This window comes from Nonomuraea turkmeniaca, assembly GCF_005889735.1.
Classification (GTDB): Bacteria; Actinomycetota; Actinomycetes; order Streptosporangiales; family Streptosporangiaceae; genus Nonomuraea; species Nonomuraea turkmeniaca.
Genome location: NZ_VCKY01000108.1, coordinates 20,436 through 34,718 on the forward strand (window position 1 = coordinate 20,436; position 14,283 = coordinate 34,718).

The window sequence follows — 14,283 nt, forward strand, 5'->3', positions numbered from 1 at the left end:
GTCGTGCCGCAGGTGGAGAGCAGGCGGACCGCCCGGCTGCCCGGGTACCTGTGCTCGGACGATGATCTGGCCGTAGATGATCAGATCGTCGGCCGCCTTCTTCTGCCCCGGTCGCGTTGCCATCACGTGATCATGCGTCGCACAAGACGTTGATTACTGCTTTCCGGCGTGACTAACTGGTAACGCCCGCTTCACCGCGGTCTGGCGCGAGAAGACCTGGGGAGGCCTGAATGAGCCGGCGGGTAGTGCCTCTCCTGGTGTCCTGCGCCGTCGCGCGGATCCAGGCGCCGATGGAGGTCGAGTGGGCCCTGCGGATCACCCGGTGACGTTGACATGATGGGCGCATGATGCCCGACGAACTGCTCACCACCACCCGCAGCGTCCGCAAACGCCTCGACCTGACCCGCCCCGTCCCCATGGACGTCGTCCGCGAGTGCCTCGAGATCGCCCTGCAGGCGCCCACCGGCGGCAACCGGCAGAGCTGGCAATGGATCGTCGTCACCGACCCGGACCTGCGCAAGACCATCGGCGATTACTACGGCCGCTCCCTGCGGGCCTACATGCAGTCGGGGGCCTCGGCCGGGTCGTTGTTCCAGGGCGACCCGGTCCGGGCCGCGACGCAGCAGCGCGTGTCGGAGAGCTCCGCCTACCTGGGCGAGCACATGGGGGACGTGCCGGTGCTGCTGATCGGCTGCATCGCGCTGCCCGGCGGCAGGCTGCCCGAGGGCAACCAGGCGGGTCTGTGGGGTTCGCTGCTGCCGGCCGCGTGGAGCTACATGCTGGCCGCTCGCGCCCGGGGGCTCGGCACGGCCTGGACGACCCTGCATCTCGCGTACGAGAGTGAGATCGCCGAGTTGCTCGGCATCCCGGCCGACGTGCGCCAGGGCGTGCTCGTGCCCACCGCCTACTACACGGGGGACACGTTCAGGCCCGCGCCGCGCCGGCCGCTCGACGACGTGCTGCACCTCGACCGCTGGTGAATGGAGGGCCCGTGAGATCTCTGCCGTTGCTGCCGACCTCGCTCGTCGGCAGCTACGCCCAGCCCGAATGGCTGATCGACCGCGCCAGGCTGGCGGGCCGCTTCCCGCCGCGCGTGCGTGCCAGGGAGTTGTGGCGCATCCCGCCCGAGCACCTCGCCCAGGCCCAGGACGACGCCACCGAGCTGGCCATCAGGGCCCAGGAGCGTGCGGGGCTGGACATCGTCACCGACGGGGAGATCCGCCGCGAGAGCTACTCCAACCACTTCGCCACCGCCCTGGAGGGCATCGATCTGGACAACCCGGGTACGGCGCTGGACCGCAGCGGCCACCCGAACCCCGTCCCGCGCATCGTCGGCACCATCCGCCGCCCGCGTCCGGTCGAGGTGGACGACCTGAGCTTCCTGCGCGCCCACACCGCCCACCCGGTCAAGATGACGGTGCCGGGGCCGTTCACCATGAGCCAGCAGGCGCAGAACGACCACTACCCGGACGCCGAGGCGGCCGCGATGGACTACGCGGCGGCGGTCAACGCCGAGATCCGCGACCTGTTCGCGGCCGGGGCCGACATCGTGCAGATCGACGAGCCGTACATGCAGGCCAGGCCGGAGGCGGCGCGGGCCTACGGGCTGGCCGCGCTGAACGCCGCCCTGGACGGCGTGGTGGGCACGACGGCGGTGCACATCTGCTTCGGCTACGCGGCGATCATCCACGAGCGGCCGGAGGCGTACTCGTTCCTGCCGGAGCTGGCCGGCTGCCCGGTCCAGCAGGTGTCGATCGAGACCGCGCAGTCCGGCCTGGACCTGGGCGTGCTGTCCGACCTGAAGGACAAGACGGTCATCCTCGGGGTGATCGACCTGTCGACGCCCGACGTGGAGCCGGTGGAGCTGGTGGCGGATCGGGTGCGCAGGGCGTTCGACCGGGTGCCGCCCGAGCGGATCGTCATCGCGACCGACTGCGGGATGAAGTATCTGCCGAGGCGGGCGGCCGAGGGCAAGATGCGCGCCATGTCCGGCGCCGCGCGGCTCCTCCGCGGCGAGCTGGGCGGCTAAGATCACCGGCGTAGCCCCCTGACCCTCCGAAGGAGCCGCAGTGCCCGAGAGCGAGCACGAAACCGCGCCCCCAGGGATCGACAGCACCAAGCCGAGTGTCTCGCGCGTCTACGACTACATGCTCGGCGGCAAGGACAACTACGCGATCGACCGCCAGGTGGCCGCGATGGCGTTGAAGATCGCGCCGGACGCGCCCCAGGCCGCCAAGGCGAACCGGGAGTTCCTCCGCCGCACCGTCCGCTACCTGGCCGGCGAGGCCGGGATCCGGCAGTTCCTGGACATCGGCTCCGGGCTGCCGACGCAGGGAAACGTGCACGAGATCGCCCAGTCCGTCGCCCCCGGCACGCGGGTGGTCTACGTCGACCACGACCCGATCGTGCTCGTCCACGGCCAGGCGCTGCTGGCGGCGGACGCCACCACCACGGTCGTCGAGGCCGACGCCCGCGAGCCGGAGAAGATCCTCGGCGACCCGCAGACGCGAGCCCTGATCGACTTCGGCGAGCCTGTCGGGCTGCTGCTGTTCAGCCTCCTGCACCACCTGGCCGACGACGAGGACCCGGGCGGCATCCTGCGCCGGTTCGTGGCCCCGCTCGCCCCGGGCAGCCACGTGGTCATCTCCCACTTCCACAATCCCGGCGAGGCCCACCCCGAGGTGTCGGAGCAGGCCTACGCCGCGGAGAAGGTCTTCAACGACAACCTCGGCACCGGCCGGTGGCGCACCCGTGACGAGCTGCTGGCCTACTTCGACGGCCTCGAGCTCGTGGAGCCCGGCCTGGTGCCGCTCCCGGAATGGCGCCCCGAGGAGGGGGACACGGCCACTCCGGGCATCACTTACCACACCTTCGTGGGCGGGGTGGCCCGCAAGCCCTAGCCGGGCAGCTTGCCCGCGGCCACCACGTCCCGGTACCAGTGGGCGCTGTCCTTCCAGGTGCGCTCCATCGTGTCGCGGTCCACGCGCACGATGCCGAACCGCTTGGCGTAGCCGTGCGCCCACTCGAAGTTGTCCATCAGCGACCACACGAAGTACCCGCGCACGTCCGCCCCGGCCTTGATCGCCTCCGCCACGGCGGTCAGGTGCCGGTGCAGGTAGTCGACGCGGTCCGCGTCGTGCACGCGGCCGTCGGCGGCCACCGGGTCGGGGAAGGCGGCGCCGTTCTCGGTGATCATCAGCGGCAGGGACGGGTAGTCGCGGTGCAGGCGCAGCAGCAGCTCGGTCAGGCCGGTCTCGTCGATGTTCCAGCCCATCTCCGTGTACGGCCCGGGCTGCTGGACGAACTCGACGTCCTCGCACGCGATCCACGGGGACGCGGCGCCGTCCTGATGCCCGTCGGCCGTCTCCCGGGCGCTGGCCCCGTCCCACTGGCGCACCAGCGTGGGGTTGTAGTAGTTGACGCCGAGCACGTCCAGCGGCTGGCAGGCGGCGGCCTCGTCGCCGTCGCGCACGAACGACCAGTCGGTCACCGCGGCGGTGTCCTCGATGAGGTCGCGCGGGTAGGCGCCCTCCAGCATCGGGCCGAGGAAGGCCCGGTTGGCCAGCCCGTCCGCCTTGCGCACCGCGTCGGCGTCGGCGGCGGACACGCCGCGCACGTGGTGCAGGTTGAGCGTGACCGACATCTGCGCCGACGGCGCGGCCACCGAGCGCAGCGCCTGCACGGCGAGGCCGTGGCCGAGGTTGAGGTGGTGCACGGCGGCCAGCGCCGCGGCGGGCTCGGTCCTGGCCGGGGCGTGCACGCCGGAGGCGTAGCCGAGGTAGGCCGAGCACCATGGCTCGTTGAGCGTGATCCAGGTGTGCACGCGGTCGCCGTAGGCCTCGCCCATGAGGCGGGCGTACTCGGCGAAACGCAGTGCGGTGTCGCGGTGCGGCCAGCCGCCCGCGTCCTCCAGCTCCTGCGGCAGGTCCCAGTGGTAGAGGGTGGCCACGGGGGAGATGTCCCGCGCGAGCAGCCCGTCGATCAGCCGGTGGTAGAAGCCGGCGCCCGCCTGGTTGAGCGGCCCGCGCCCGCCCGGCTGCACGCGCGGCCAGGAGAGGGAGAACCGGTACGCGCCGACGCCCAGCTCGGCGAGGATGTCCAGGTCCTCCTCCAGCCGGTGGTAGTGGTCGCAGGCCACGTCACCGGTGTCGCCGTTGGCCACCAGGCCAGGCGTGTGGGAGAAGGTGTCCCAGATGGACGGGCCGCGCCCGTCCTCGTTCCAGGCGCCCTCCACCTGGTAGGAGGCGGTGGCGGTGCCCCACAGGAAGTTCTCCGGGAAAGTGGTCATGCTGCTCCTTCAAGAATGATCTCGATATCGTCGGTTCCAGGCTCGGCGGCCACCCGCACGCCGCCGGGCGTCATCTCCAGCCTGGGGTGCCGGGCCTCGCGCACCCCGGCGAGCAGCAGCCTCCAGCGCGCGGGCGCGCCCTGGAGGCGGCGGGCGCGGATCCGGTCGCCGGTGCGGGACACCTCGAACACCGCGCTCACGCCGCCGTCCACGCGAGCTCCGTCGGGCACGGTCACGGTGCGGGCGGAGCCGTCGGCGAGCTGGTACGCCTGCAACGTGACGCCGTCGGCGTAGTCGTAGTCGGGACGGTCCTCGCGGGCCCCCATGGGCAGCACCGCGCCGGGCCGCACCAGGAGCGGCAGGCTGTCGAACCCGTGCCGCTCACGCCGCCACCCGGGTCCGGTGACGGTCTCGCCGTCCAGCAGCCGGGTCCACACACCCTCAGGTACGTAGTACGAAATGTCGCCCTCGGTCGACAACACCGGCGCCACCAGCAGGTCCGGCCCGAGCATGTACTGGGCGTCCAGGTGGTCGCAGCCGCGGTCGCCGGGGAACTCCAGCTGCATGGCCCGCATCACCGGCAGGCCGTCCGTCGTGGCCTGCACCGCGGCCCCGTACAGGTAGGGCATCAGCCGGGACTTGAGCCGCGTGAACGACCGCAGCACGTCCACCGACTCCTCGTCGAACACCCACGGCACCCGGTACGAGCCGCTCCCGTGCAGCCGGCTGTGCGACGACAGCAGCCCGAACGCCACCCACCGCTTGAACACGGCCGGATCGGGCCGCCCCTCGAAACCGCCGATGTCGTGGCTCCAGAACCCGAACCCGGCCATCCCCAGCGACAGCCCGCCACGCAGCGACTCGGCCATGGCCTCGTACGTCGACTCGCAGTCGCCGCCCCAGTGCACCGGCAGCCGCTGCCCGCCGACCGTGGCCGAGCGCGCGAACAGCACGGCCGCGCCCCGCTCGGCCAGTACGTCGTGCACGGTCTGGTTGTAGAGCAGGCTGTAGTAGTTGTGCATGCGCTCGGGATCGGAGCCGTCGGCGTAGATGACGTCGGTCGGGATGCGCTCGCCGAAGTCGGTCTTGAACGCGTCCACCCCCATGTCGAGCAGGCCGCGCAACTTGCCCGTGTACCACTCGCGGGCGGCCGGCGAGGTGAAGTCCACCAGCGCCCGCCCGGCCTGCCAGTGGTCATCCTGCCACACCGTCCCGTCCGGCCGGCGCAGCAGGTGACCGAGCGCCATGCCCTCGTCGAACAGGCTCGACGCCTGCCCGATGTACGGGTTGATCCACAGGCACACCTTCAGCCCGCGGTCCTTCAGCCGGCGCAGCATGCCCTCCGGGTCGGGGAACACCTCCGGGTCCCACTCGAAGTCGCACCACCGGTACTGCCGCATCCAGAAGCAGTCGAAGTGGAACACGCTCAGCGGCAGGTCCCGCTCGGCCATCCCGTCCACGAACGACGCCACCGTGGCCTCGTCGTAGTCGGTGGTGAACGACGTCGACAACCACAACCCGAACGACCAGGCGGGCGGCAGCGCGGGCCGGCCGGTCAGCGCCGTGTAGCGGCGCAGGATGTCGGCCGGCGTGGGCCCGTGGATGATCAGGTACTCCAGGTCGTGGCTCTCGACGCTGAACTGCACCCGCGACACCGTCTCCGAGCCCACCTCGAACGACACCCGCCCGGGGTGGTTGACGAACACCCCGTAGCCGCGGTTGGTGAGGTAGAAGGGGATGTTCTTGTAGGCCAGCTCGCTGGTGGTGCCGCCGTCGTCGTTCCAGATGTCGACGGCCTGCCCGTTGCGCACCAGGGGCCCGAAGCGCTCGCCCAGCCCGTACACCAGCTCCCCGGCGCTGAGCCGCAGTTGCTCCACCATGAAGTGCCGGTCGTCGGGGTCGTGCACGATCCCGAGGCTCTTGCCGTCGCTGCGGGTGAGTTCGCGCCCGTCGGCGCTGAACGTCATCTCCCATGGTGAGTCCCTGCCCAGTCGCACGGTGAGCGCGCCGCTGGTCAGGCTCGCCGTCTCGGCGTTCACGGAGATCTTGACGTCCGGCGCGTCGTCGTGCACCTCGAAGACGGGGGAGTCCGGGACGGACCCGGCGAAGTGCACCGTGCGGACGCGGATCACGTCCGGCATCGGCGACGACAGGTCCACCCGCAGGACCGGTCCGTCGATGGTGTTGCCGCGGCGGGTGATCGGCCGGGTCGGCGCGAGCACCCGAAGCGAGGCGGCGTCCGCGGTCACGTCGTGTGCCGCGACGGCGTACGCGCCGTGGACGCCTGCCCGCATGCGCCAGTAACCGTCCTTGAACTTCATCCTGATCCGTTCTCGAGGTGGGCTTGATCAACCGTGCGGGCGCAGCACGGCGACCGCGCGAGGCGCCAGCGTGACCAGGCCCTCGGCGGCGGCTCCGGTCAGCAGGTCCTCCGCCGCGTCCGGGATGGGCACACTTGCCGGCTCAGGGCCGTGGTTGAGCAGGAACAACACCTCACCGCGGCGTACTGCCTCGACGCCGGGCGGTAAGTCGGGCAACGCTCCGCGCACGCCGGCGTCGGCCAGCGCCCGGGCGGTGATCTCGCCGAGCGCGGCGGGCTCGGGCATGGTGGCGACGTACCAGGCGACGCCGTCGCCGGCGCGGTGCCGCAACACCGCGGGGCCGCCGCCGCTGAACTCGGCCACCGTCTCGGCGCCTTCGGCGGTCATCAGCTCGGTCCAGGTGTGCGCCGTGAACTCGCCGCCGCCGGCCCACCGGCAGCGCACCTCTCCGGCGACGGGCTGCCACTCCTCGCCGGAGGCCCCGAGCACCGCGCGCAGCGGCGCGGGGAATCTCCCGGTACGGATGTGCGCGTTCGGATCGACGACGCCGGAGAACGGCCCGACCACCAGCACACCGCCGCCGCGCGCGTATGCGGTCAGCGCCGCCGCGTCCCGGTCGCTCACCAGGAACAGGTTCGGCACCACGACCAGCGCGTACGCGCTCAGGTCGGCGTCCGGCGGCACGAGGTCCACGCTCACGCCGCGCTCCCAGAGCGGCACGTAGTAGGCGAGCAGCTGGTCGGCGGCGTTCAGCCGGTCGCTGGGCCGGCCGCGCTCCTCCAGCGCCCACCAGCTCGTCCAGTCGAACACCATCGCCACCCGCGCCGGCACCGGCTGCCCCGCCACGGAGGCGAGCTTGCGCAGCTCCTGGCCGTGCGCGCGCACCTCGGCGTGCAGCCGCGTGTCCGGCCCCGCGTGCGGCACCATCGCGGCGTGGAACCGCTCCGCGCCGAACCGGGAGGCCCGCCACTGGAAGTAACACAGCCCGTCCGCGCCGCGGGCGAGCGCCTGCAGCGACTCCAGCCTGAGCTGGCCGGGCGGCTTGGGCAGGTTGTGCGGGCGCCAGTTGACGGCACTGGTCGACTGCTCCATCAGCAACCACGGCCGGCCCTGGCCGAGGCCGCGCATCAGGTCGTGGGCGAGGGCCGTGCGCGCGGGGGAGAGCGGGTCGCCCGGCTCCGGGTACCAGTCGTTGGAGACGATGTCCTCCTCGGCGGCCCACGCCCAGGAGTCCACGGGCTTGAACAGGCCCATGAAGTTCGTGGTGATCGGCACGTCCGGGGTGCGCTCGCGCAGGACGTCGCGTTCGGCACGGAAGCAGGCGAGCAGCGCGTCGGAGCAGAAGCGCTGCCAGTCGAGCTGCTGGGTCGGGTTGATGATGTAGGGGGCGCGGCGGGGGGTGATGACCTCGGTCCAGTCGCTGTAGCGCTGACTCCAGAACGTGGTGCCCCATGCCTCGTTCAGCGTGTCCAGGTCGCCGTATCTGCCGTGGAGCCAGGCGCGGAACGCCGCCGCGGAGTCGTCGCAATGGCAGAACTGGCCGTACTCGTTGCCGATGTGCCACAGGGCCAGGGCGGGGTGGCCGGCGTACCGGTCGGCCAGGTCGGTCACGATCGCCAGCGCCCGCTCCCGGTAGAGCGGCGACGACGGGCAGAACTGGTTGCGCGAGCCGTACCAGAGCCGGTGCCCGGACTCGTCGACGGGGAGCGTCGCCGGCCAGCGGTGCCCCAGCCACGGCGGCGGCGAGGCGGTCGGCGTGGCCAGGTCCACCGCGATCCCGGCCCCGGCCATCAGGTCCATCACCCGGTCCAGCCAGCCGAAGTCGCGCGCGCCCGGCTCCGGCTCGAGCCGCGCCCAGCTGAACACGCCGACCGTGACCAGGTTGATCCCGGCGGCATTCATGAGCTCGGCGTCCTCGGCCCACACCTCCTCCGGCCACTGCTCGGGGTTGTAGTCCCCGCCGAACAGCAGCCCGCGGTCGCCGGTGAGCGTGTGCATCCCGAGCCGCGCCGTCATGACAGGCTCCGGGGCGCGGCGGAGCTGTCGCCGACCACCAGGTTGCAGGGCACCAGCCGCTGCCGCGGCGGGCCGTCGCCCCGCAGCCGTTCGATGAGCATGCGGGCGCCGAGCCTGCCCAGCTCGGTGCTGGGCGGCTCCAGCGTCGTGAGCCTGGGATGGAACATCTCGGCGACGGCGGCCGACGACAACACCAGCAGCAGCGTCAGGTCCTCGGGGATGTGCCAGCCGCGTGCCGCCACCGCCGCGATCACCCCGACCGCGGCGTGGTCGTCCATCACCGCCAGGGCCGTCACGTCCGGATGCGCGTCCAGCAGCCGCTCGAAGGCCGCCCGGCCTTCCTTGGCCGAGCCCGGGCGGAACCCGTCCACGTAGCCGATGCCCGCCGCGCGGGCCGCCGCGGCGAACTCCTCGCCGGCCCGGATCGCCGGGCCGTAGCCGTCGGCGTACAGGTCGGTCGAGAGGTTGAAGAAGGCCAGCTTGCGATGTCCCAGCCCGGCCACGTGCGCCACCGCGTCGCGGGCCGTCGCCGCGAAGTCGATGTCGGCGTAGTCGATCGAGCCGGGCTCGCGGGTGCGCCCGATCATGCTGAACGGCACCCCGGACGCCGACAGGAACTCCGTGCGCTCGTCGTCGAGGCGCACCTCCATCAGCAGCACGCCGTCCACCAGGCCCAGGCCGGTCAGGTGGCGCACCTCGTCGATCGGGTCGGCGCTCTCCGGCGAGAGCAGGAGGTGGTAGCCCAGCTCGCTGGCCGCCTCGGCGGCTCCGGTCGCGAACTGCATCTCGGTGAGCCCGAAACCGCTGCGCGGGGCCGGGAACAGCAGCGCGAGGATCCGGGTGCGCTTGCTCTGCAGTCCACGCGCCAGCAGGTTCGGGCGGTAGCCGAGCTCGGCGGCGGCCTGCTCGATGCGCCGCTTGGTGGCCACGGCCACCGGGCGGGTGCCGTTGAGCGCGGCGGAGACCGTGCTGACCGCGACCTGGGCCCGCTCGGCCACGTCACGTAGCGAGGCCATGCCCCTCCCGCGATACAGTTGTCGAAACGTTTCGCACACCGTAGGGTCGGTTTTGCGGATATGTCAATTGCGTAAAATCGGAAGACCGGAAACACCGCCACGATCGGGCGCGTGCTGAGAGTCTCCGTGCCAGGACCACCAGAGCCGCCTGTGAGCTCGGCGGCGGCATGTACACGTCCTACCACCGGCGGCCGATCGTCGCCGCCGCGGACGTGGCCGCGTTGCCGCTGGTGAAGCTGGGCAGCGGGTCGGGTGTGGCAGGGCTACTACATGTACCACGGCGGCTCGCAGAAGATCGGTGAGCTGAGCACCCTGCAGGAGTCGCACGCCACCGGCTACCCGAACGACTGCCCCGTGATCAACTACGACTTCCAGGCGCCGCTGGGGGAGTCCGGGCAGTTCCGGGAGTCCTGCTTCCGGCTGCGTCTCCCCACGGGCCCGTTCCAGGAAGGGGCCCTTGGAGCGGCGCGAGGCGACGTTCGTCCCCGTGCCGCGCACCCTGCTCACATCTGGGCTCATGACACGGGCCGCCGGCGCACCCGGTGTGGTGGTACGCCGGCGGCGGCGCCGAGTGGTGATCGCTCAGCAGGTGGAGTTGGTCTGCGTGAGCAGCGCCAGCCTCCAGGGCAGCGCGTTGTACTCGCCGGTCGCGTTCGGATCCATGCCCTGGTAGAGGTAGCGCATCTGGCAGGGGCTGATCGTCAGCGTCTGGTCGATCCCGTCGCGGATCATCTCGCCGTGGCTGATGTCCCTGGTCCAGGCCGTGCCGTCGAAGGTGACGTTGTTCGCGCGGGCGAACGGGTTGCTCTCGGTGTCGGCCAGCGGCGTCCACGTGCCGCCGATGCCGGTGGAGGTCCAGGAGCGGAAGTACCGTCTGCCGTCGGAACCGATGGCCTCGATCAGCATTAGGTACTGGTTCGTGCCCTTGACCTTGTAGATGTTGCTGGCCTCCCACAGCCGGTACTTGTTGGAGTCCTGCAGGACGATCTGCGTGTTGGTGAAGCCGTTGGGGAAGTTCGCCACCGTCGTCTCCGAGCGGTACAGGTGGCCGTTGTCGTCGGAGGAGAACAGGTAGCACTTGGCGGAGTCGCAGATGACCCACATGTCGACCCAGTAGCCGCTCCCGATGTTCTGCCGGATGATGTCCGGCATGCTCGAGTAGAAGTGTTGCGGCGCGCTCCAGGACCGGGGGTTGGAGATGTCGGTCGTGGTCGAGTACGACGCGTTGCCGGTCTGGTAGACCAGGTACCACTTGTTCTGCGGCGCGAAGTAGAACACCTGCGGAGCGGCCCGGTAGCCCGTGCCGATCCCGCTCTGGTCCAAGTAGTGGTGTTGCGCGGCGCCGGCCTGGGCCCAGTCGGTGAAGTTCGTGTAGACCAGGTTGTAGCCGGCCGCGCTGGCGGTGCTGGCGAAGACGTGCCAGCGGCCGTTGTGGTAGACGACCGACGGGTCCTTGACCGCCGCGATGTTGCTGTGGGCGGCGTCGGGCTTGGGGGCGATCAGCGCGCCGCTGGAGTGCCAGCGGAAGCTGCTCGGCAGCGTGCCGGTGCCACCCGTGGGCGTGACTGTGGGGGTCGCGGTCGGCGTGCTGCCGCCGGTGCAGGGCGTGCCGTTGAGTGCGAAGTCCGCGGGCACCGGGTTGGCGGAGCCGTTCCACGTGCCGTTGAAGCCGAATGACGTGCCCGCCCCGGTGGCGAGCGAGCCGTTGTAGGAGGCGTTGGAGACGGCGACCTGCGCGCCGGACTGCGAGACGACGCCGTTCCACAGCTGCGTGATCGTCTGTCCAGCGGTGAACGACCAGGTCAGACGCCAGCTGGTGAGCGGATCACCCAGGTTGGTAACGCTAACATTCGCGCCGAAACCATTCGACCATTGGTTGGTCACCGTGTACTCCACGCGGCAGCCGGGCGCGGCCTGCGCGGTGGGGGCGGTGAGTAAGGCGAGGGCGACCATCGCGGCGGCGGCCGCCGCGACGATCCAGGACCGGGGGCGGTTGCGGTGCACTGCTGTCCTCCGTGTCGTAGCCGGTGGTGGACGAGCGTCTCAAGACTGTTTCAGTCCATCAATCAGAAACTTTCGTCGCGCGCCACCCCTTCACTAGCTGCCTGGGACATCGCAAGAGGACGGCGTCAGGGGAGGTGAAACGTTCAGCCTCAGGTAAGATCCCGTGCCGTCCACACGGAAACGTTCGGCAATCGGCAGAAACATTTCGAGGAGCGGGGTCGGGGATGAGCGGAGGGCGGGAGCCGGCGGCCGGCGACGGCAACGTGTCCGGCGGGCACTGGGTGGACACCTGGACCGCGATGCCGCAGCTGACCGAGCCGGGCAACCTGCCGCCCGCGCCGTACACGACAGGCGACCTGGTTCTGGCCGACAGCACGCTGCGGCAGACCGTGCGGGTGTCGGCGGGCGGGGAACGGGTGCGGTTGCGCCTGTCCAACACGTTCGGTGGCGCTCCGCTGCCCGTCACCCGGGTCAGCGTGGCGTACCCGGCAGGCGGCAGGGCGGGCGTGAGCACGATCCAGCCCGGCAGCGCCCGGCCGGTGACGTTCCACGGCCGTCCGTCCACGGTCGTCCCGGTCGGCGCGCAAGTGGTGTCCGACCCGCTGGACCAGCCGCTCCCGCCCGGCTCCGTGCTGACCGTGACCCTCTACCTCGCCGAGGGGCAGGCCTCCGCCGCGATCACCTCGCACCCGGGCTCCCGCACCACCTCCTACCTGGCGAAGGGCAACCAGGCCGACGCCGAGGAGCTCGCTGGAGCGACCCCCGTCGAGCACTGGTACTTCCTGAGCGCCGTCGAAGTCTGGTCGCCGGCTGCGACGGCGGCCCTGGTCCTGCTGGGCGACTCGCTGACCGACGGCAGAGGCTCCACGACCAACCACGACAACCGCTGGCCCGACCAGCTGTTCGACCGTCTGCCCGGGGGCGGGGTGGCCATCGCCAACCAGGCGGCCGGCGGCAACCGGGTGCTGAGCGACGGCCTCGGCCCCGGCGCTCTGGCCCGGCTGGACCGCGACGTGCTCGCCCGCAGCGGCGCCCGATGGCTGGTCGTCTTCGAGGGCGTCAACGACATCGGTACCGCCGAGGCCACGCAGGACGCCCAGAAGAAGATCGCCGACGACCTCGTCGCCGCGTACGACCAGATCATCGTCCGCGCCCACGCGCGGGGCCTCATCGTGTACGGGGCGACGCTCACCCCCTTCGGCGGCAACGACTACGACGACGCCCAGGGGCACCGTGAGGCCTCCCGGCAGACGGTCAACGACTGGATCCGCACCGGCGGCCGGTTCGACGCCGTGATCGACTTCGACCGGGCGGTCCACGACCCCGCCGACCCGCGGCGGCTCCTGGCGGCGTACGACGTGGGCGACGGCCTGCACCTGAGCCCGGCCGGCTACCAGGCACTCGCGGCGGCCGTGCCCGCCCGCCTGTTCACAAGGTGAGCTGACGCAGGCGCTCGCTGCGCCACTCGACCGTCATCACGGTCGCGTCGTCCTGCAGCCGGCCACTCTGATGCCGCAGGATGGCCTGGATCAACCGGCGCAGCGTCTCCGGCGCCGACACGCCGTCCGCCTCCTGGCGGATGACGAAGTCGACGAAGCGGTCGAGCCCGAAGGTCTCGCCGTCCGGGCTCTTCGCCTCGATGATGCCATCGGTGTAGAACAGCAGCCGGTCGCCGCGCTGCAGCTGGTAACGGAGCAGCCCCACGGAGAAGCCCAGGCCGAAACCCATCGGCGGGTCCGGGATGGGCACACTCTCGAGCGTGGCCACCAGCTGGCCGCCGCGGATCACCAGCGGCGGATGGTGGCCGCGGTTGACCCAGTTCAGCAGCCCGGTCTCCAGGTCCAGGCAGCCCAGGATGCCCGTGGCGAACCGGCCGGTGAACTGCTCCTTGATCGCCGCGTCGACGGCCTCGCCGATCTCGGGCAGCTCCATCCCCTGGCGGCGGTTGTGGCGGCACGATCCCATGGCGACACTGGCGGTGAGCCCGGCCGACGTGTCGTGCCCCATCGCATCGAACAACGCCAGGTGCAGACGGGAGCCGTCGATCGCGTAGTCGTAGGCGTCGCCGCCCATCTCGTAGGCCGGCTCGAGCGCGGCGCTGACCACGACGTCCTCGTTGGCGTACGTGCCAGGCGGCAGCAGGTTCCACATCACCTCCGCCGACAGGGTCATCGGCCGGGCGCGGACCACCCGGGCATACGAGTCGCTGTGCGGCCGCTTGCTGACCACCATCACCGCCACCAGGGACGCCAGCTGCTTGACCCGCCATTCGACCAGCTCGTCGACCTTGGACACGGTCGTGCCCAGCACTCCGATCCGCTCGGTCCCGTCCAGCAACGGCACCCACAACCGCCGCCGATCATCAGCCGACCTGGCCTGGACGATCTCCACGGCGCGGAACGCGCGGCCCGCCATCGTGGCGTCGATCTTGATGGGTTCGAGCGGCTCGCCGGCCTCGTTCTGTTGTCCCGGCAGTGGCACCAGGGACAACTGCTGCAGGTCGGTCACGTAGATCACGGTGTCGGAACAGCCGATCAGCCGCGCGTGCGCGGACACCAGGGCTGGCAGGTCCTCCATCGCGGCCAGGTGCGTGGACTCCAGCAAACCACCCAGCGTACGCTCGCCGTCACTTTGCACC

10 protein-coding genes are annotated in these 14,283 nt (G+C 71.3%); 4 read left to right on the plus strand and 6 right to left on the minus strand.

Annotated features, from left to right (window positions below):
* Window positions 1-344 precede the first annotated feature (344 nt).
* The 3 genes from ETD86_RS28555 to ETD86_RS28565 are packed head-to-tail and all read left to right on the plus strand — an operon-like array spanning window position 345 to window position 2,900.
* Entirely contained in the window at window positions 345-980 is a 636-nt protein-coding gene (locus tag ETD86_RS28555) for a nitroreductase family protein (protein WP_138669251.1), read from the plus strand.
* Window positions 981-991: 11 nt separating this feature from the next.
* Window positions 992-2,029: a uroporphyrinogen decarboxylase family protein gene (locus ETD86_RS28560; protein ID WP_138669252.1), complete on the plus strand. Its 1,038-nt coding sequence runs from the start codon at window positions 992-994 to the stop codon at window positions 2,027-2,029.
* 40 nt (window positions 2,030-2,069) lie between these two features.
* Complete coding sequence (locus tag ETD86_RS28565; protein WP_138669253.1) at window positions 2,070-2,900, plus strand: SAM-dependent methyltransferase; 831 nt, start codon at window positions 2,070-2,072, stop codon at window positions 2,898-2,900.
* Here ETD86_RS28565 and ETD86_RS28570 read toward each other — a convergent pair.
* The 5 genes from ETD86_RS28570 to ETD86_RS28595 all read right to left on the minus strand — a co-directional run bounded on the left by ETD86_RS28570 (window position 2,897) and on the right by ETD86_RS28595 (window position 11,645).
* Window positions 2,897-4,288, minus strand: coding sequence for a GH1 family beta-glucosidase (locus ETD86_RS28570; protein ID WP_138669254.1), 1,392 nt, complete (start codon window positions 4,286-4,288; stop codon window positions 2,897-2,899). The genes ETD86_RS28565 and ETD86_RS28570 overlap by 4 nt on opposite strands.
* Window positions 4,285-6,609: an alpha-xylosidase gene (gene yicI, locus ETD86_RS28575; RefSeq protein WP_138669255.1), complete on the minus strand. Its 2,325-nt coding sequence runs from the start codon at window positions 6,607-6,609 to the stop codon at window positions 4,285-4,287. The genes ETD86_RS28570 and yicI overlap by 4 nt, the downstream gene beginning before the upstream one ends.
* Window positions 6,610-6,636: 27 nt before the next feature.
* Window positions 6,637-8,625, minus strand: coding sequence for a beta-galactosidase (locus ETD86_RS28580; protein ID WP_138669256.1), 1,989 nt, complete (start codon window positions 8,623-8,625; stop codon window positions 6,637-6,639).
* Window positions 8,622-9,641 carry a LacI family DNA-binding transcriptional regulator gene (locus tag ETD86_RS28585; protein WP_138669257.1) on the minus strand — a complete coding sequence of 340 codons (1,020 nt, stop codon included), beginning with the start codon at window positions 9,639-9,641 and terminating at the stop codon, window positions 8,622-8,624. The genes ETD86_RS28580 and ETD86_RS28585 overlap by 4 nt, the downstream gene beginning before the upstream one ends.
* Before the next feature lie 582 nt (window positions 9,642-10,223).
* Window positions 10,224-11,645, minus strand: coding sequence for a glycoside hydrolase family 62 protein (locus ETD86_RS28595; protein WP_211370382.1), 1,422 nt, complete (start codon window positions 11,643-11,645; stop codon window positions 10,224-10,226).
* 224 nt (window positions 11,646-11,869) lie between these two features.
* Here ETD86_RS28595 and ETD86_RS28600 point away from each other — a divergent pair, with 224 nt between their 5' ends.
* Entirely contained in the window at window positions 11,870-13,084 is a 1,215-nt protein-coding gene (locus tag ETD86_RS28600) for an SGNH/GDSL hydrolase family protein (RefSeq protein ID WP_138669258.1), read from the plus strand.
* On the opposite strand, the gene ETD86_RS28605 is transcribed toward ETD86_RS28600, so the two are convergent.
* The coding region (locus ETD86_RS28605; protein ID WP_342779314.1) for a PP2C family protein-serine/threonine phosphatase at window positions 13,074-14,283 on the minus strand (1,210 nt) is incomplete at its 5' end. The two genes, ETD86_RS28600 and ETD86_RS28605, sit on opposite strands and share 11 nt — an antisense overlap.